This is a genomic window from Nocardia sp. NBC_01499 (assembly GCF_045040275.1).
Taxonomy (GTDB): domain Bacteria; phylum Actinomycetota; class Actinomycetes; order Mycobacteriales; family Mycobacteriaceae; genus Nocardia.
Window position 1 is genome coordinate 8,312,742 of the sequence record NZ_CP109426.1, and the last position, 19,544, is coordinate 8,332,285.

At 63.0% G+C, this 19,544-nt stretch carries 1 protein-coding gene (only partly in view); it reads right to left on the minus strand.

The genetic code is table 11. The annotated features are described in order from the left end of the window. Nucleotides 1–19,544, minus strand: partial view of an alpha/beta hydrolase gene (locus OG203_RS38050; protein WP_405162039.1) — the final stretch only. The gene runs 34,300 nt beyond the window's last position; the window shows 19,544 of its 53,844 coding nt (coding positions 34,301–53,844); the start codon falls outside the window, past its right edge — the gene reads right to left on this strand; its stop codon occupies nucleotides 1–3.

The window sequence follows — 19,544 nt, forward strand, 5'->3', positions numbered from 1 at the left end:
TCACCGCAGGTTCAGATAGATGCGGACGGGATCGATGCCACCGCTGCGGAACTGGTTGAGTACCTCGGCATAGAAGTCGTCGAATTCGCCGTCACGGCTGAGCTCGAGCGCTCGGAAAACCAGATTGGACCGGAAGCCGCCGTAGCTGATCCCGGCGCTCGGTGCTTCGGCGCCGTAACTGCTACCGGACAGTGCGCGCTCGGACCATTCAGGCACGCCCCAGCCGAGTGACCCGGGGTGTGCGGCCTGGTATGCGCGCAACCATGCGGTCAGTCGAGCTACGGCGTCCATGTCGTTGACGCGGACCACGATATTGTCGAGCTGCTGCGACTCTGGTCCGGCCACCTTCATCGAGAACACCCCCGGAAAGTTGTCCGGGTCATCGAGGATATGGCGCACGATCGCGGCGGCTACCTGAGGTCTCGCCTCGGCGAAGGCATTGATGTACACCTTGAACGTGTCCTCGCGGCGCCGCTCGGGGTCGCGGGCCGAGTTCACCCGATCGAACCTCGCGAATTTGACATCTCCCGGCGTCAAGGTCCCGAGATCGCGTGCGGTGACCCGCCGCCACTCGCTCCCGTCGGCTGTCACCTGTAGGTGGCACACTCGCGCGGGGCCGGGCGCGCGGTTCGTGAGTATCCGTGCCATGGCGTCGACATAGGCACGTGGATTCTGGGCCGCCGCTATCGTGCCGTAACCCTGGTATGCGCCGTACACCTGCTGCCACACGCGCACAGTGCGGCGAGCGGCCCACAGGGACGCCAGGAAAGTATCCAGGCTTTCCCGCGACAGCGTCGGAGGGTGCATTCCGTTGCGCCGATAGGAGAATTTCCGCAATGCCATCAGGTCGTCGAAGGACGTACCCGGTGGCACCAGGTTGTGCACTTCTTCCAGTGTGTATGGCCGGTGGGACAGCTCTGGGAAGTTCTCGAGGTAACCGGCTACCACCGCATCGGATTCCCGTGCGGGCAGATCCGCGGGGCGCGCGGCCGAGAACAGACTGCCCTGCGCGTTGACACCGACCTCGTAGCCGTCACCGGTTCGCCGCAGCATGAGATAGGGCTGCCCGGCAACGGTGGTGAATTCGGCTCGCAGCTGTCCTGGATCGAGCACGATGCCGTTCATACGCTTATACCGCAATGCCGCCATCAGCAAGAATTCCAGGTGCGGCGATCCTGCCACCCGGCTGCCGGTGCTTCCCGAACCGTCGAGGAGTACGGATATCTCGCGTTGCAGCAATGCCATACGCCGAGACGCCAACCACTGTGCCCTATCGGGTCTTGTGATGTTGGCCGGGGCGCGCAGGTCGGCATCGAGAGCATCATCGGTAATGAAATTCGCGTAGTGGTTCCTGTTGTCGAAGAGGTGGCCGGCGAGGTCCTGCCGCCATCGCACTGGATCGCTGTTGTCGAGGACATAGGCGAGGGTGTGGGACAGGGAGTCCGGTCCGGCGTGGATCTGATACCACGCCGTCGGTACCGGGAGGGTGACCTTTACCGCTCGCTCGGACAGGTGGTCGAGCAGACGGCCCAATTCCGAGATACCGAGAAGACGAGTCGACGGAATCGCGTCGTCGGTTTCGAGGTCGCCGTCGGTGGTGCGGTATTCGAAATTTCCGTCGTGGCGGACGACCACGGTCGATCCGTCGGACAACGACAGGGTGGTTCCCGCGCCGAACGTGTACTTGCCCAGTTCGGTCAGCAGAGCGCCGGTTTTCCACACCCGGTCGGCGAACGAGCCGACGAGCGGCGGTTGCACCACCGTGACACCGCCCGCACCCTCTGGGAACTCGACACTGTCGAGGCCATCCCAGAAATCGTCGATGCTCATGTCGAACGGCACATCGAGCCCAGGGCCGCTGACGCGAACTCCCTCGTCGGTGAACGCGACGTGCCGCTCGAGGCCGGGAGCCTGGATAACGATCCTCGTGCCGACCGGATAGTCGACGCCGGAGAATGCCTGGAATTCGCGCAGGCCGACGGTGTCGGTCTGCGCGGCGAAGCGGGACGCGCCGGTCCGCGTCTCGCCGACAGCGGCGGTACCCGTGGTGGCGGGGCTGGTGGGTGCTTGATCACTGGTGGGGTGCGTGCTGCTGCCGTCGGTCGGTCCGCCGCCGGGTAGGGGTTGTGTCAGTGCGGTTTTGGTGTCGTCGTCGAGCAGATTCTCGCCGGCCAGCCGGAGGGTCTCGCGCAGCGCTCGTCTGCACATGGCCTCGTAAGACTCGTTGGGAAGTCGTTCGATGTCGAGTTTCCCGAATAGTGAGGTCTTGGATCTACTGATGGAGTTCTTGACCGGCTCGAGGTCGGTGGTAATTCCGCCATAAAGGTGGTGGGCAATATCGCTGGTGCCGGTGATATCTTGCTGAAAACACAGGAGTATTTCCCGCTGGCGAATTCCCATCTTTACGAATTTCCGGGATGTCGATGTCGACGGTGTTGCCGCTTCGTCGCGCAGCCGCCGCTGGCGGATATTGTCCACCTCGGTCTTGTCGAGGAGTTGCCACCAGTCGGCTTCGAGCGCCGCTTCGTTCAGGTTGGCGACTTCGAGCTTTCTGTATATGCTCGTCTGTTTCCCGGCTATCGTGCTTGGGATCGTGCGGCTGCCGATACCAGAAATTTTTCCGCTTTTTACTATGTGATACTCGATGTCTCCGTATGTTTTATGACCGGCGTAGGTGTGTTCGAGGATAGATGTCTGCAGGCGTGACAGGTCCGGCCCCGGGATTGTTGTGGTGTAGCTGTAGCGCCTGTTCGACCTTTGTCCGAATTGGTAGATGCCGTTGGTACCCGGGGTTTCTCGGATGTGGTGGATGGGGGCGCCGATGGTTGCTTTATTGGTCAGGGTGTAAGTGGTGCGACGGTGGTAGATGACGAAATTGCCGACGGTGTTGGCGGCGGCGAAGTGGAGCGCGAAGGGGAGACCGGGGTACTTGGTGGAGCGGTTGTCGGTGATGTGACCTTCGCGGAGTGCGGCGATTTCTTGGTCGAGTGCTAGGTCACGTGCTCGCGTGATGCGGTCCTGGTCTGTGTTTCCACTGGCCAGTTCGGTGTCGATCTTGTCGTTGGTGATGTAGTCGCGGTATTCGTCGCGGTGAGTGCTCAGGGCATCGGCGAGCGAGTCACGGAACTGCTGAAGATCGCGTATTTCGAGCGCGGCGGCGAGAGTCGCGACGGGCAGCTGACCACGGCTCCAGTTTGGTGGTGTCGCTGTGTGAATGGTGACGCTGGTGGTGTCGGGGGCGGGGTGGGTGCCGAGGTACTCGAGGAATTTGGTGCGGCGAAGGGATTTCGACCCGGTCTGGGTCTCGAGTTCGATTTTGCCGTTGCGGAGAATGGTGGCGGTGGCGTGGTCGGGGAGGTTGATCCGGGTGTCGGTGGGCAGGGTGTTGTGCCGGATGTGGTGGGTCAGGTCGTCGATGGTCGGACCGGCGGTATGGGTGCTCGGCGTTTCGATATGTGCGCCGATGACAGTGCGGTCGGGGTTGTCGAGGTGATCGCGAATACGTTGTTCGGCGTCGTTGCCGGTGACGACGAAGTCGTTGTCGTCGTTGCGGTTTGGGTTGGTGAGGAAGCGATACCGGGCGTGTAGGCCGCGGTTGCCGGTGACGGTCAGCTCCAGCGTTCCCCGGTGGTCACGGATGTAGATGCGGGTGCTGGGCGGGTAGCCGCCCTCGCGGTCCGGGTCGAGGGTACGCAGGAGGGTGGGGTGCGTCAGCAGTGTTTTGGGGTCGTGGAAGACCCACGTGTGGCTGGGGTCGATGGTTGTGTGGGTCGTGGTGGTTGGGCCGTGGGTGGGGTTGTCGTCGAGTCCGATGCGGTGTTGTGGGTGCTTTGTGCGGGTGTGGTGTTCGGTGGGTGGTGGGACGGGGTGGTTGGTGTGGTCGAGGTAGATGACGTCGATTCTGGTGATGGTTTGCGCGGTGTGGTGCGGGCTGGGGTCGGTGATGGTGAGGTCGTGGGTGGTGGTGTTGCCGGGGAGTTTGTGATTGTTGGTGATGAGGTAGGTGTGGGCGCTGATGCCGTGTTCGTCGGCGAGGGCGTAGTCGTCGGGGAAGTTGACGACGACGATGGCGCGGGAGGCCGGGCCCTCTCGGCGGAGGGTGGCGGTGATGATGTCGTTGCTGGCGACGGTGTGGAAGTGGGCGCCTGGGGGAAGGGCTTGTTCTATGTCGGCATGAGTGACGCCCGCGGGTCCGGTGGGGAGGCGGTCGCGGCGGGTGTTGGGGTAGTGGGAGTTCAGGTAGCGGAAAAGGGCTTGGCCGCAGTTGTTGCGGTCGTTATCGGCACCGATGCGGGTGGAGTGTGCGTGTGGCGCACTGCCGTCGGCGGGGGGTGCGGTCGGTCGACCCTGGCGTGTTCCGGAGGGGCCCGCGGTGACCGGGCCGGGATCCGATCCTGCGGCTGGGTCGTCTCGTCTCAGGAAACCCTTGTCCCTGGCGACGTTGTAAGCGGCTTTGAACACCTCAGCATTCAGCGTCGGTTTCCCCGATGCGGTTGCCGAGGACTCCTCGGATTCGAGCGGCAGCAGGTGATAGGCCGCGCTCTCCAGCCTTTTGCGCAGTGTCTTTGCGGTCAGCGAAGACTCTGCGGTCAGCGAAAGTGCGGCTGCGGCTTTGTGGAGGTCGTAGTTATTTTGCCCGTACGCTCTGAGGGCTTCTTGTTGCTTTTCGATCAGTGGGTTGACTGGTACCTTCGATGTGCGGATTTCGCTGATAGCCTCCTCATCCAAATATTTCCCCTCAAGGGCAACTCGAATGCCGTCCTTCAGTTCGGACACCTGCAGAGTCGCGAGCGCCAGCCGGCGCGAATGGTATACCGCGTTGCGTGAGCTTCTATCGGCCGTGTGTTTGAGTAGTTCGACGCTTTCGTCGGCGCTGAGGTTTGCGGCAGCGTGCTCGAGTGCGAGCCGTTCTCTTCTCTTGAGCGGAGTGGGTCGGAGGGTAGTTAGTATGGATTTGGCCGAGGTATAGCCGATTTCGTATCCGTCGCTGTCGGGTGCTCGTCGCAGGAATACGTGTGTGTCGTATGGGCTTGTGATGTGTTCGTTGATCCGGTCGTACTGAACAGCGAGCAGGTTCACGCCGCTGAATTTCGCGGCTGCCCACAGTGCGAAATTCAGCGTGTCATCCCCGGCGAGCCGATTGCCGGTGAGCCGCCCTTCGCGGAGTGCTTCGATCTCTTCGTCCAACAGCTCGGCTCGTCGTGTGTTCATCTCGTCGGGGGCCATCACATGGGCCAATTCGTCGAGTGCGTCGTTGGTGATACGCGAGACATAGCTGTCGCGATTCCTGAAAAGATGCACGGCCAGCCGCGCCCGCAAAGGGCCTTGGCCGTGGTAGACGCCGCCGGCGCGATCCAGGGCCGTGAACAGTTCGTCAATGGTTCGGGGGTGGTGCCATCGAGTGGGTGTTGGCAGGGTGATCGTGGCTGTGTTGATCTGCTCGGTCTCGAGATGGGCACTCATTTCGGATCGTGACAGTGTCACGCGGTCGCCCACTGTGTTGTTGTCGTCGTCGAAGCGGTGGATGTCGAGGCCCTTGGCGTCGGCGCGTACTCTCGCGCGTGCGGTCACTATTCGGCCGTATACGTTTTCTCGCCAGGTGATGATGGTTCCGGACAACAGGTCGTTGTTCGTTATGCGCGTCCGCAGTCCCGGTGTGGTGAGATCTATGTCTTCGACACTTTCGACGCGGACGACGGATCCGATCCGCAATTCTGGTTGGGTCACTGCGACCGACAGGTTTTCCATCGAGTCGCGTCCGAGACGTTCCCACAGTTGACGAGGATCCATTGTCTCGATGTCGCCCTCGGCGTCGGTCAGCGTCACCGATCCGTTCGTGTACTCGGCCGTGAATTGGACCTGTTCGTCCAAGGATGCGAGACGTATCACCGTGCCGGTCGGATACTCGGCACCCGCGAGCTTCTCGACGAACTCGGTTACGGAGGAGAACACGTCCTGCCTTGCCCTGTACCAACCCCCGGCTCGCGGACGTTCCGATGCTCCACCCGAACTGGGCTCATTCGATTCCTCGGCACCGGCATCGTCTCGGAGTAATTCATAGGCCTGGGCGATTTCGTAAGCCTCTTTGTATTCTCTGATCCCGAGCACGGTGAATTGCCTTGGTGCGCTCTCGACAGGATACGTGAGACCGAGCTCCAGAATTTTTCGTGTACCAATCTTCAGGGCCTCGTGCATTGATTTCTGATTTACGCCGGACTGTCTCGCGGCCGGCGCTACTTTGAAGCCCGCTCGTTCGAATGCTCTGAAATACTTCTTTTGCGTTGGGCTGAGTAGCTTATTCAACTCCGCTCTGGAAATTTTGCTCACGTTGGATTCATCCAAGTAACTCCCCTTTTCGCGAGCCACTCGGACAGCGTCCCGCCAGTTAGGCGTCTCTAGTTTTATGATGGCCTGTTGCCGCATATTTTCTATTGTGCGCGCGGTAATATTCTTTGCGCTGTGTATTTTTCCAATTAATTCGGCAGTTTGTGGAAGGGTTTTGCCCGCGGCGGCGTGTTCGAGTGAGAGGCGTTCGATTCGGTTCAGTGGATTGGGTCGGATAGTGGTGGATGTGGTCAGGTCCGAGTTGCGGCCGATTTCGTATCCGGGGTTGTCGGATATAGGGCGGAGGAAGGCGTAGGTGTCGTAAGGGCTGTTGGTGATGTGTTGAGTGATCCGATCATCGTCGAAGTGGATCAGGTTGAGGCCTTTGAATTTCGCGGTGGCCCACACCGCGAAGTCCAGACGGGTGTCGCCGATGATTCGGTTGCCGGTGAACTGTCTTTCAGCGAGGGCGTTGATTTCCTCCTCCAATAGCCGGGCGCGCCGGTCGGCCCGTTCTTCGGGGGAAATGAAGTCGGTTATTTCGTCGAGTACGTCGTTGGTGATGTGCGGGGCATACTGGTCAGGGTTCCGGCGGATATGCTCGGCCACCTGTACCGGCAATCGTTCCTGCCGACGGGATAGGTCGCCGACATGGGCGATGGCTTCGAGCAGCTCGTGTTTATCCTGCGGACGGTGCCACCGGGCGGGTGCGGGGAGTGTGATGGCGGCGGGGGGGATTTGATTGTTCTGCAGGTGGGTATCGATCTCGGATCGGGACATCGTGACGGAACCGATGATTGTGGAGCGGCGGATGTCCAGGCCTTTGCCATCGGCGCGGACTTCCGCGGAGACGGCTTCTGGTCCGTCGCCGGTGAGTTCCCACCAACTTATTGTGGTTCCGGACAGCACGTCATTGTTCGCTATCTTCGTCCGCAGTCCCGGTGTGACACCGATGTCTTCGATGCTCTCGACGCGGCTGATGTATCCGTCACGCAAGCGCGGTTGGGTGACGGTGACCACCGATAGGTCGCGGACCGAGTTGCCTCGGCTGAGTGACTGCCAGAAGTGGGCGGGTGGCAAGGTCCGGGTGTTGCCCGTCTCGCTGATCAATGTCACCGAGTTGTGCCCGAATTCGTCGTGTCCGAATGTGGCTATGAATCCGAGGACGTCCGGGTCGAAGGACGCGAACTGCAGCACGGTGCCGACCGGGTAAACGGTGCCGGAGTATTTCTCGGCGAATTCCGGTATCGAGAGGTGCGTTTCTTCGCTGGCTTCGTACCAGTCCGTGAGCGGCGAGCGGGCCGGGGGTGCGCGGGGGTTGTCGCGTCGTGGGTGCGCTGCAGCGTCGGGCATATGGATATCGACATCGTGGGTCGGTGATGGTGGTGCGCCGATGAGGGTATCGGCGAGGACACGAGCCCCGTCGTTGGACTGGTCCGGTATGAAATGCTGTTCACCGGTGGCGGCGAAGACGATGACGGCGGTACCACTGCTTGGGGCGAAGCGGAATTTGTCGATGCGGCGATCTTCTCTGGTAGCGGGGTCGTAAACCCGAATTTCCCCGTCGGCGTTGTACAGCATGAGGGTGTGCGCGCCGAAACCACGCTCGTCGGGGGCGAGGAGGATGTCGATGACGAAAGCTACCGAGTTCGGCCCCGCGTCGCGCAGTGCGTCGACAACGATGGCGTGCGCGTCGGGGACCTTCGGGTCGATGTGCTGCAGCGTCGCGTTGGCAGCGGTTTCCAATTCCGCGGCGTTCCAACCGGGCAGTCCGACAACGTCTTCGGGGGTCCGGTAGCGAAGGCTGGGGTTGAAGTTCTTCCCTTTGCGGAGTGCACGTGGTGCGCAATTGCCCGGGTGGTTGGGCTGTGTGGCCTGGAGAGACTGCCCTGGCATGTGAATCGTCACGATCGACCGATCGACGTGCCGCATCATTGCCGCTGCCTGCGGTCTGGACGCAAACACCTCGACTCCCCGCAACCGGGCGCCGCCGGCACGACGGGCAGTCGCGTACGCCATGATCGCCTCGCCGAGTCGACTCGCGCCCGGCCGTAACGCTGCGGGACTGCTCACAGCAGTGAACAGCATGCGGAGGTTTCGCAACCTGGAGAACCCGGCCCCAGGTGAGATCGGTTGTGCGCCATGGCTGCTGCCGGAGCGCCCGTGTAGGTCGTCGTGGCCCGCGGAAACCACCGCCGCGTGGATCGCTCCAGAACTTGCGGCACAGGCCTCTGCCGCGTCGACCAGTTCGCCGGTCAGCGCCTCGAGCGACGCATCCGGCGGTGCTACCCGCCACGTCACGTAGTCGGCGGTGTCCGCGGGTCCGATACTGATGACCACTGCCCCGCGACCACGGTCGTCCTGAGTGAAGGACAGCAGGTGCACCGGCGGCAGCGCACGCCCTTGGCGCGCTGTAGTGATCCCTGCCTCCAGGTCCGCGGCGACCAGCAGATTCGCGAACCTGGTGTAGTCCTCGACCATGGCGTCCCGATGGCGCTGCTGTGGCACGGTCTCGCCGGCGGGCGCGTGACTCAGCCGGTCGAGTTCGAGTCGGAGATGGGCGCGGTTCAGCTCATCTCGCACCGCGCGCGGTATGCCTTCCCCGTTACGCAGACCGGGCAACTCGGTGAGCAGCTGCCGTTGTTGCGCCGCGGTCCGCGCCGCGAAGTCGAGGGTGGTCCACCACTGGCGGCCGTGCTGCTGCCACCACACCGCCGCCACGCGTGGATCTGGTCCGGTTCCCGCCAGCCCCGGCGGGCGCTGCAGCGGGATCAGCAACAGCCCTTGGCTGAGGAGGTCACCAGGCTCCGGTTCCGAGACCGACAACGACGGCCGGATCCTGTTGTCGCGCAGTTGAACACCCCATTCGGCCAGGCCGCTTTCGTACCGGCTCAAACCCATCGAGACAAGTTCTGCCTGCGTGCGATCCGACAGCATATTGGTGTTGCCGCGTTTGCCAAGCCTTCGCATCAATAACGCACTACGCAGCACCGCGACCCGGCTCGACTGACGCTCGAGCTCGGCACGCTGCCGCCGCAACTCCGTACGGTCATTGCCCGCATCGCGGTATGAGGCGCGGTCGAAGAAGTTCTCATCGACCAGCAGACCGGACCGGCGCAACGCCTGGTAATAGAACGCGGGAGGAGCAGGCTGGTCCTGGTTCGCGTCCAGGGCGGGAGTATCGGCATCGAAGGGCGGCGGCGCGTCCCAAGGCACTTCGGCGCGGGTGAATTCCTCGATCCGCGAACCGATCTCGTCATACGCCGGCGGCTCCGAGGAGAACTCGGATGGTGGTGCGCCGATCGAGTCCGTCTGCGGATGGGGACCGGGCGAATGGGTGGTGCCGCCGGGGTGGACGGGCGTGCTGCCGTCGGTTCCCGCAGTGGTGTTGTTCCGGCGTCCGGTTGCGGATGTTGTTGTGCCGTCGCGGGGGTGGAGGCTGTCGCCGGTGCCAGATAGGAGGTGCGCGTCAGGCCCGGTGGCGGTGCGGGCCAGGTTCAGGACGTGGACGTTGCGCCCGGTTTCGGAGCGGCCGGGCGCGGTGCGATGGATGGGACGGGGCTGCCGGTTGCCGTCGGGTCGGACCGGTGGTGCGTGGTGGCCGGTGGTCGTGGTGGTTGGGGTCGCGGGGTCGGGCGTTTCAGGGTCGGAGGTTTCGCGGTCGGAGGTTTCGGAGTCGGAGGCTTCGGGGTCGGGTGTTTCGGGGCCGTACAGGGCACGCGTGGCGGGGCCGCCCATTGCGATGACGTTGAACTTCGCCAGGTGCTCGAGACGTACGGTGATGATGCCGCCGCGGCCGGGAACGAAGACGTATTCGATACCCTGCTCAGGCGCGACATAGTCACCACTCTCGTTGTGTGGATTTTCGAGTACGAGTTTCACCGGCTTACCGGTCTTGTCGCGTTCGACACCGAGGACCGCGTACGTATGGTTGGTGACCAACCCCCGCACCCGGGTTCGGAACCGGTACGTCCCCAGGGTGACTGTGGTGCCACGTCGCAGCGCCCAGTCGATGCGTTCGCCGATCCACTCGGCGACGAATAGGTAGCGAGACGGGAAGATTCGCTCCTCGGTCTCTCCGCCGTAGATCGCTTCGAGATAGTTCTCGAGGGCGGCCTTCTCTGCTGGCCACTTTCCGGGGAACTGCTTGTCGAGGTACTTACGGAAGCCTGCGGGTGAGAGGAGGTCCTCGGTCTGCTTGAACTTGTCCCACGCGACCATACGGGCGTCGTAGGCGGCGTCGCGAACCTTGTCAGCGGCGTCGGGGTCGTCGGGATGGGCGGCGCGTAACTCCTGCCACCTGGCCTCGCGCAGGTCATAGATTTGTTGCCGGGGGTCGTTGAACTTGTCGGCGACCGCGTGGCTGAAGTCGGGGTCGCCGCCGACGAGTCGCTGGAGGGGATCGGCGGCGAGGTGGAGTGGGTGCAGGTAGCTAACGTCCTGGAGGACCCGGGACGGTTGGGTCAGTACTCCGTTGTCGGGATGGTAGAAGCCCACATCCAGGTAACGGAAGATGTCCAGCGCGTCTATAGCTGCCTCTTCGCTGCCGTAGTAGCCGTCTTCCTCGCTGAGGCGTTGTGCGATGGCCTTGACGATCATGGCCGGCCACAGCGGTTCTCCGGGCTTGTGACCTATGTAGTGCCCATCGCCGGTCCGGGGTGTTACGTGGATGGCCGTCGTGACGGGTACCCATTCGATTTTTTTGTCGATGCAGAGGCGGACGTAGACGATGTCGACTCCGTTGTCGTGCAGCATGCACAGCATTTCCTCGATCAGCCGCGGCTCACGGTGAGCCATCGCCTTGAGCGGGGCGAGCAAGGGGCAATTGCCGTATTCCGTTTGTCGCACGTCTTGGGGTTGTGCTCGTCCGGTCGAACCGTACAGTTTCGCGTGCGGTCGGGCGGTCAGTATGGGTATTTCGGGCAGGACATCGTAAGGGACCGTAGCGACGAACCAGCCCGGCTCCCCAGGGGTTTTGATCATTCGCGACTGCCCTGCGTAAGGCAGGACGATTACTATGTCTTCGTACGCCGTTGTGAAGACTTTTTCCTGGCCGTTGGCGACGTTGTGGCTGAGGATGCGGATTCCGCTCGCCACGTCCCAGGTCAGCGTGCCGTAGCCGTGACCCTTAGCGGGCTGGTAATCGAAATCCTCCACCATCTGCTCAGGAATGTAGAGGTGGTATCCGTCCGGGTGCACGATGTCGTAGAAGGGACGACCGGATTGCGGGGTGACCAAGTTCGCGTACGCGAGACCGCCGACCGGTAGTCGGATAACTTCGCCTCGGTCGTTGACGAGGGTGAGAGCCTCGCTGCCATCGAAGAAAGTGAAGTGAACTGTTTCGACCGGAAGTGAGATCGGTCGGTATAGCTTGGCCAGCTGCGCGGGGCTATTGAAGCGTTGGCGATGTTCGGCGAGTGTGGGTGGTTGGAGATTGGTGCGGTCGAATTGGGTGCGTGGGAAGTGTCTTGTGCCCTTTCGTTCGAATCTTCTTGTCGTTTTCCTAATGGTCTCGAGGAGGTGGTTGCCGGCGTAAGTGTCGTCACCTTCGGGCTCGAACGGGCGTATCGCGTTATCGGCTCGGTTGTTCGTTCGAGTGGGCGTGCGGCCAGCGGCGGTCGCACGGTCGTCGGTCGCACGGTCGTCAGGTGCGCCGATTCGGATGTTGCGCGGGAGTCTCGAGAACCTTTCGCCGCTCAGGCGCATCGGGCTCACTTCGCCGGTGGCGGTGTAGTGGATAGCGAAGAGACCGGCCGACTTGGTGGGCCCGGGACCTCGGCGTGTGTGTTTCGGGGTGTTGGGGTCGCTGGTGTCGATGTCGTGGATGACCATGACGCCGCGGTCGTTGACCATTCGGTAGGCGTGTGCGCCGATTCCGTTCGTGTTCACGTCGGGGTGTATGCCGACGATCAAGGTCTGCGCTCCGGGGCCGAGACGTTCCAGATGCTCGGCGATGCTGTACTCGTCGGCGTGTGGGCGGAATTTGCCGCCGGCCCGCTTCTCGGCTGTTCGCCGTGAGACGCCGGGCAGATTGTGCTTCCAGCGGCCGAGCAGCATTTCGGTGCGGGACTGGTACCGCGGTCGGATTGCGGTGCTGCCGGTGTCGCGCTGGATGTCGGTGACCGCGTGGTCGAAGCAATCGTAGGGACCGGACGCGGCGGCACTGGGTCGAACGGTGACGACCGTGTGCGCGGCCGTGCCGTCACTGTGGCCGGGAATCGTGGGAGTTGTTGTGCTGTCGGTGTTTTGGTGGCTGCTGTCGACGTGCGGGGTATCGCTGATGTGGTCGTCGCGGGTCGCGGGTTCGGTGCCGGGTGTGTCGTAGACGTGGTCGGGGACGTCCTCGAACTGCCCGGGTTCCAGGGGTATGCCGGGTGGACGCGTCATCTCGAGCGGGCCCAAATGAGGACCCGCCTGCGATGTTTCGCCGTGCTGCTCGCGCGTCCCGGAATCCGGCGTGACCCCGGTCGGGGAAACACTGCGGGATTCCTCCTCGGTTTCGGGGATAGTTGGCAGTCTTGTCGGCCGGAATTGCGGTCGCTGATCGTGGGTGAGCGTGGGCGGCACCGCGGCAGTCGCAGGTGGTCGCAGCGGATCAGCCGCGCTGTGTCCGTCGTCCGTCTGCTGCGGTGCACTGATTGGTGTCGGTGCGTTGTGACTGCCTGGTGTGAGTCCGATGGTTCCGCCGCTGCGGACCAAGCGCCCTTCCAGCGGTGAGTCGAAACCGAACTGCGGTGCGACCGCCACGCCCGGCTCGCCCGACGGTGACCTGGGTGAGAAGAGGACGGCGGAAGTACCCGCCGACTCTGGCAGCAGCCCTGGCCGGAATTGTTCACGAGTCACCACCAGAACGCCGTCAGGACCGACAACCTCGTCGACGACCCAGATTCCGTCCGCGTCGTGCGTTATCAGATACGTGTGCGCGCCGACGCCCTTGTTCACCGCGTGCTCGTCCACGACCAAGGCCGTCGAGCCCTCTGCCATCGCAGTGAGTTCGATGCAGATACTCAGATGTTGCGAATAACGTCGGAATTCTCCTGGTATCGCTGCTATAAAGTCCTCTTCCGGTGTTCCAGCGAGACCGACAATCTGTTCCAGCAAGCCGATATTCTGATTACCCGTGCGCGCGCTCAATCTCGCCACAGTATGCGGTCCGCACATATTTCCCGACAATTCACTGGTCGAGTCACCGCCGGCGAAGGTACTCGAACCGTCCGTCCTTACATCGCCCCCGGTAACCGCACCAGTGGTCACGCGAACCAGCTGCTGCTGCATACCTACCAGTGCTTGACGATCATCCAACCCCAGCTCGGCGGAAATGCTGTTCAACCGATTTTCGATAACATGTTTGCCAACTCCGGCAACTATCGAACTGACGGCTGTGCCTTCCATGAACTGTTCAAGCATACTCCACTCGTTTTCCGTGAATGATACTCGATTATGTTGATAATCGAAGTGGAGCTCGTAATCCACATCCCCCGGCTCGGATTCCTGAGCCGAAACCCCCCACTCGCGAGCCGTTCGCACTAGAGTCGAATAGTCGATATTACCCTTCAAACCCAACTGTGTGGATATCTCGGAAAGATACTTCTTGACGCGCTTTACATCGACGCCAAGTTCTTTTGACATGTACGTGTTGTTCTTCATCTCCAGGTCGGGTTTGCGTCGCGATATCTGGAAAAGTAGGTCGACGTGGGTGGTCGTGAACGGCACCGGCGCGCCCGTGGCCGGATTTCGACCGAAATGCAGATAGTCCATGTCACCGGGCAACGGGTCCCGCCGCAGCCAGCCCAGCTCCCGGATCAGCGGCAGCCAGGCGAGTCGTTCACTCGAATCGCCGTGGAACCCTGCCTTGGTTAATATGCGCGGCAAAATTTCGGCGGCCACATTGCGGTACATACCAGGTGCCCTACCGATTTCTGCATCGGTTTTGCCCTGCATGGCCAGTTCGAGCACTCGCTGCCACTGCGCCTTCGGTGGATCGGCCGGAGTTGAATCGGTCAGAGTCAGCTTCCGTGGGACGGCTTTCACTTGAACCGTCGGCACCTGCCCCATGCGTTGCTGCATGTCCATGACCGGTGCGACCGGCAGCACCGCACCGGCGTGCGGAACAGGGAACCAGCCTTCGTCGCGCAACTCCGCCAGCACCGGAGTTCCGGATTCGGGATCTTTCCAACGCACCCGCGTACCGGGGCCGAATCCAATGCGACTGGAGTGGTGGAGGAACCGGCCCGTTTCCCACACATGCCCCGGCACCGTCTCACCCACGGCGGGCTGTACGATTCTGACCACCCCGTTGTTGCGCAGCTTCGTGGATCTGCTCCGTGCCGCCCGCCAGAATGCATCCCAGCCGACCAGTTCGCGACGTGCGCTGATCATCTGCACGCCCTGCGGCACCACCGAGGCCGTCAGCACAACTCGCTTCTCGGTGCTGAACTCGAACCGAGTCCCCACCGGGAAGGTGATCCCCGAGAATTTATCCGTGAATACCCGCCAGCCGAATTCGTCGACCCGATCGCCCTCCGAAACGGGACCGAGCAAAGTCGACCCGGCCCGGCTGGGACCAGCCGAGGGATCATCTAGTGTTCGAGTACCGGTTGCATGAACGTCGGGTGCGCTGATGTCGATATCGGCGAACACGCCCGAACCTGCACTCACCTCGGCATCCGCGCTCGCTACCGGAATCAGCGACTCCCGCACATTTACCAGATTTTTTCGATCATCCAACCCGAATTTCTCCGCAGCAATGCGATCCAGCCGCTTAGCGACAGTTAGCGGGTCAATTCCGACAGTCTGGCCTATCTTGTTGTTTGAATCACCTTTCAGAAACTGTTGGAGCACCGTCCACTCGTCTTCCATGAACGACACCCGAGTACCCTTGTATTCGGAGTGGAGTTCGTAATCCAGATCACCCGGCTCGGATTCTTGAGCCAAAACCCCCCACTCGCGAGCCGTTCGCACAAGAGTCAGATGGTCGACCTTATCGCTCAATCCCAATTGTACGGATATAGCAGAAATCATGTCCCGGGTCACGGTGCTCGTCATGCTAACTTCTTTAACTATTCCAGAAACCGTATTGGCCTCCTTGTTGGATTTGCGACGCGATATCCGGAACAGCAGATCCACCTGGGCGGTTGTGAACGGCACCGGCTCGCCCGTGTCCGGGTTCCGACCGAAATGCTGATAATCCGCGTCGCCGGGCAACGGGTCTCGTCGCAGCCAGCCCAGCTCCCGGATCACTGGCAGCCATGGCAGTCGCTTACTCGAATCGCCTTTGAACCCTATCTTGGCGAAGACGCCCGTCAACTCGTCGGTGGCCACACTGCCGCGCATGCCGGGTTCCTGATCGATTTCTTTATTGGTTTTGCCCTGCATGGCAAGTTCGAGCACTTGCTGCAATCTTTCCGTCGGCCGACCGACGGGAGTCAACGTCCGTGCGACGGCGTTCACCTGAACCGCCGTCACCTGCTGCAAGCGTTGCTGCATGTCCGCGACCAGAATTGCCGGAAGTGCCGGATCGGCGCGAGAAATAGTGAACCACCCTGCGCTGCGCAATTCCACGGTCATCCCGGTTCGAGTTTTGGGATCGATCCAATCCACCTGTGTACCGGGACCGAATCCGACGTGGCTGGAATGGTAAAGGAACCGGCCCGTTTCCCACACGCGGTTCGTGACCGTGCCGTCCGCAGTGGGCTGCACGATCCTGACCACACCCCCATCACTCAGCGTCGAGGACCCGCGCCGCGCATCCTGCCAGAAGTCATCCGAACTCGTCGTCTCCTCACCCCTATCGCGGGCTCGAACCGTCCGGATTCCCTCGAGCTCGACGGTTGCCATCAGCAGGACACGCTTTCCGGCGCTGAACTCGAACCGGGTACCCACCGGGAAGGCAGCCCCGGAGAATTTGTCCGTGAACACCCGCCAGCCGAACTCGTCGACCCGATCCCCGTCCGAAACGGGACCAGGCATCACCACCGGCTGAGTCGGATCGGTCGAACCGAGTGTGGTGCCGATCGTGGCCGACGACGATTCGGCCGAGTGCCGGGTGGCATGCGGCATGGACGAGCGTTCCGATGGACCGGCAGCCGCCTGCGCCGAACCGCCCGCTTCGGGAACCACCCGCCGGCGCTTGGCCGATGGACCGGACGGCGCGCCGATGCGGATGTTGCGTGGGAAATGCGGGAGTCCTCGGCCGTGCAGGCGCATCGGGCTCACTTCGCCGGTGGCGGTGTAGTGGATAGCGAAGAGACCGGCCGACTTGGTGGGCCCGGGACCTCGGCGTGTGTGTTTCGGGGTGTTGGGGTCGCTGGTGTCGATGTCGTGGATGACCATGACGCCGCGGTCGTTGACCATTCGGTAGGCGTGTGCGCCGATTCCGTTCGTGTTCACGTCGGGGTGTATGCCGACGATCAAGGTCTGCGCTCCGGGGCCGAGACGTTCCAGATGCTCGGCGATGCTGTACTCGTCGGCGTGTGGGCGGAATTTGCCGCCGGCCCGCTTCTCGGCTGTTCGCCGTGAGACGCCGGGCAGATTGTGCTTCCAGCGGCCGAGCAGCATTTCGGTGCGGGACTGGTACCGCGGTCGGATTGCGGTGCTGCCGGTGTCGCGCTGGATGTCGGTGACCGCGTGGTCGAAGCAATCGTAGGGACCGGACGCGGCGGCACTGGGTCGAACGGTGACGACCGTGTGCGCGGCCGTGCCGTCACTGTGGCCGGGAATCGCGGGAGTTGTTGTGCCGCTGGTTGTTCGGCGCAGGATCCAGTGCAAGGCGGCTCGGGCGGGGCGGTGTGCGGTGCGCTCGATCGCCGAGACGTGCTGCGATGTCGTCGCGCCCCCCAGGTCGCCATCGCCGCGGATACCGGGGACGAAGCCTCGCCATCGTTGCAGCGCGCGTGATCTGCGTGAAGGTTGCTCGTGCTTGGTGCGGGCGGGCGTGCTGCCGTCGGTGCTCGAGGTGCGTGAGTTCCGGTGTTCCGTCGTGGGAGTTGTTGTGCTGTCGGTGTTTTGGCGGCTGCTGTCGACGTGCGGGGTATCGCTGATGTGGTCGTCGCGGGTCGCAGGTTCGGTGCCGGGTGTGTCGTAGACGTGGTCGGGGACGTCCTCGAACTGCCCGGGTTCCGTGGTCATACCGGATGGGCGCGTCATCTCGAGCGGGCCCAAATGAGCACCCGCCTGCGATGTTTCGCCGTGCTGCTCGCGCGTCCCGGAATCCGGCGTGACCCCGGTCGGGGAAACACTGCGGGATTCCTCCTCGGCTTCGGGGATAGTTGGCAGTCTTGTCGGCCGGAATTGCCGTGTGTCCCAGTCTGATCCCAGCAGCTCGTACATATCCGGCAGCCCGGAGTGCAGCAGGGAGCCGTCTGCCGAATTGTGGATGCTCCTGAGGGGGAACCGGTTATCCCTGAAGGGGTCGTCCCGCTGCTGCGGCAGTACGGAACTGCGCCGGGCCGGAATATCGATGGCGGTCCGGGGAAGCGGCGCCTGCCTGGAGGTTTCGGCCTCCCGCGCATGCCGCAGCGAACTGATGCGCGGCGGAATCTCCGGACGCACGAGCCCACGGCGAAGTTGGTTCTGCTCGCCGGTCCCTGAAGTGCGCTCGTCTCTTGACGCCTCGGAGTCGTCCTGCGCGAGGTCCTGGGTTTGCTCGGTCTGCCGAGATGGTTCCGCCTCGTGGATGCTGTACACCGACTCGTCGTCGGTGCTGTACACCGACTCGTCGTCGAACTCCACGACGGACCGGATCTGCTCCCCGATGAGACGGATCTCCGGGTCGATCGGAGCGGTCTGCTCGTCCCGGGTCGACTCGTCTTCGTAGTCGCGAACCGCTTCGTCGTCGGTGTCGTGAGCCAACTCGTCGTCATCGATATGCATCGCGGATCGGATGATGTTCGCCAGACGGCGGGGAGTCCCCGATTCGGTTGGCGAGGCGCGATCGGCCCCGGTCTGCTCGGGTTCGTGCAGGGATGGTTCGCCCGATCGTGCGGAGTGGTCCGAATCGGTGCTGGCGACCGACCCGTCGAAGCGGGATGGGGGCGGGAGGTCGTCCGGAAGTGCGGCGGTCGTGCGGACAACCCGTCGGCGAACGAGCGGGTCGAACAGGTCGGACAGCCGCTCGTTGTCGACAGATTCCTGTTCGGGCAGCGGTGCGGACCAGGCGATGTCGGTGAACAGATCGGTGCCAATGGGGGATACCTGCGTGAGGTTGTCTGGCTCGTCTACCCGCGCGGGATCGCCGGGCTCGTCCACCCGGTCGACGCCGCCCGGTTCCGCCGAATTGTCCAGCGCGACATCATGATCGGCCTCGGAACGGGAGTCGGCCTCGTCGGGCTGGTCCAGCTCGTGCTCGAGTTCCGGGGCGGGGACGACAGTTTCGGTTGCGGCTGGATCCGTACCGAGGTCCGGCGAATCCGTAGTGCCTGTCGGATCGATGTGGGGTACGGCCGGTGTGTGGTGAGACTCCGAATGTTGCTGTTGCGCTTCGGCGTCGGACTGATTGTCGAGTGCGTCGGACCCCCGCAGCGGGACCGCGGCGTTTTCCACGGGCGGCGAGGTACGAATCCGCACTGTCGAAGCAGGTCTCGCACTCGAACCGTCCGTGCCGACCGAAGTCATCGCACGCGGCGGTTCCACAACCGATCCCATCCGACCCACTCGGGACGTGGGCTGCCGCCCGGCGATCTGCCTGCCCGGAGCGATGTCGTACGCCGCCAGTGTGTCGGTGGTGCGCCCGCGGACAATGCCGGAAACCCAGTGCGTGCCGTTCTCGCCGACGACTTGGGCGACTCCGATGCCGACGAAGTCATGGCTCGGCGCTCCTTCGCCGGTGGCCGTGACGGAGGTCGTACCAAGGCGGAGAAGATCGTCGTCCTGCCTGGCCGTGCCGCTGACCTGCTCCACGATGTGGTGGTAGCCGCCCAACGGCACTTTGGACGGGTTGCCGTGGGTGGTGGAGTCCGCCGTGAAGGCGTTGGTGAGGCCGATAGTCGGGCGGAAGCCGAATCCGTGTCCGGCCGTGCTCTTTTCACCCGTCTTCCTGGTCCTCTTATGGTGGACGGCGATATCTCGGCTGGTCGAGTCGATGCGCGGCGCGTAAATAGTGAACTTCACGAAGGTGCCGGTGACCGACTCGCCCTCGGCGTGCTCCTTGGGACGCGGCACTTGATCGCTCGGGCCCGAGGTACCGATGAAAGCCTCGGCGGCCGAGGGCCCGAGTTGGGTGA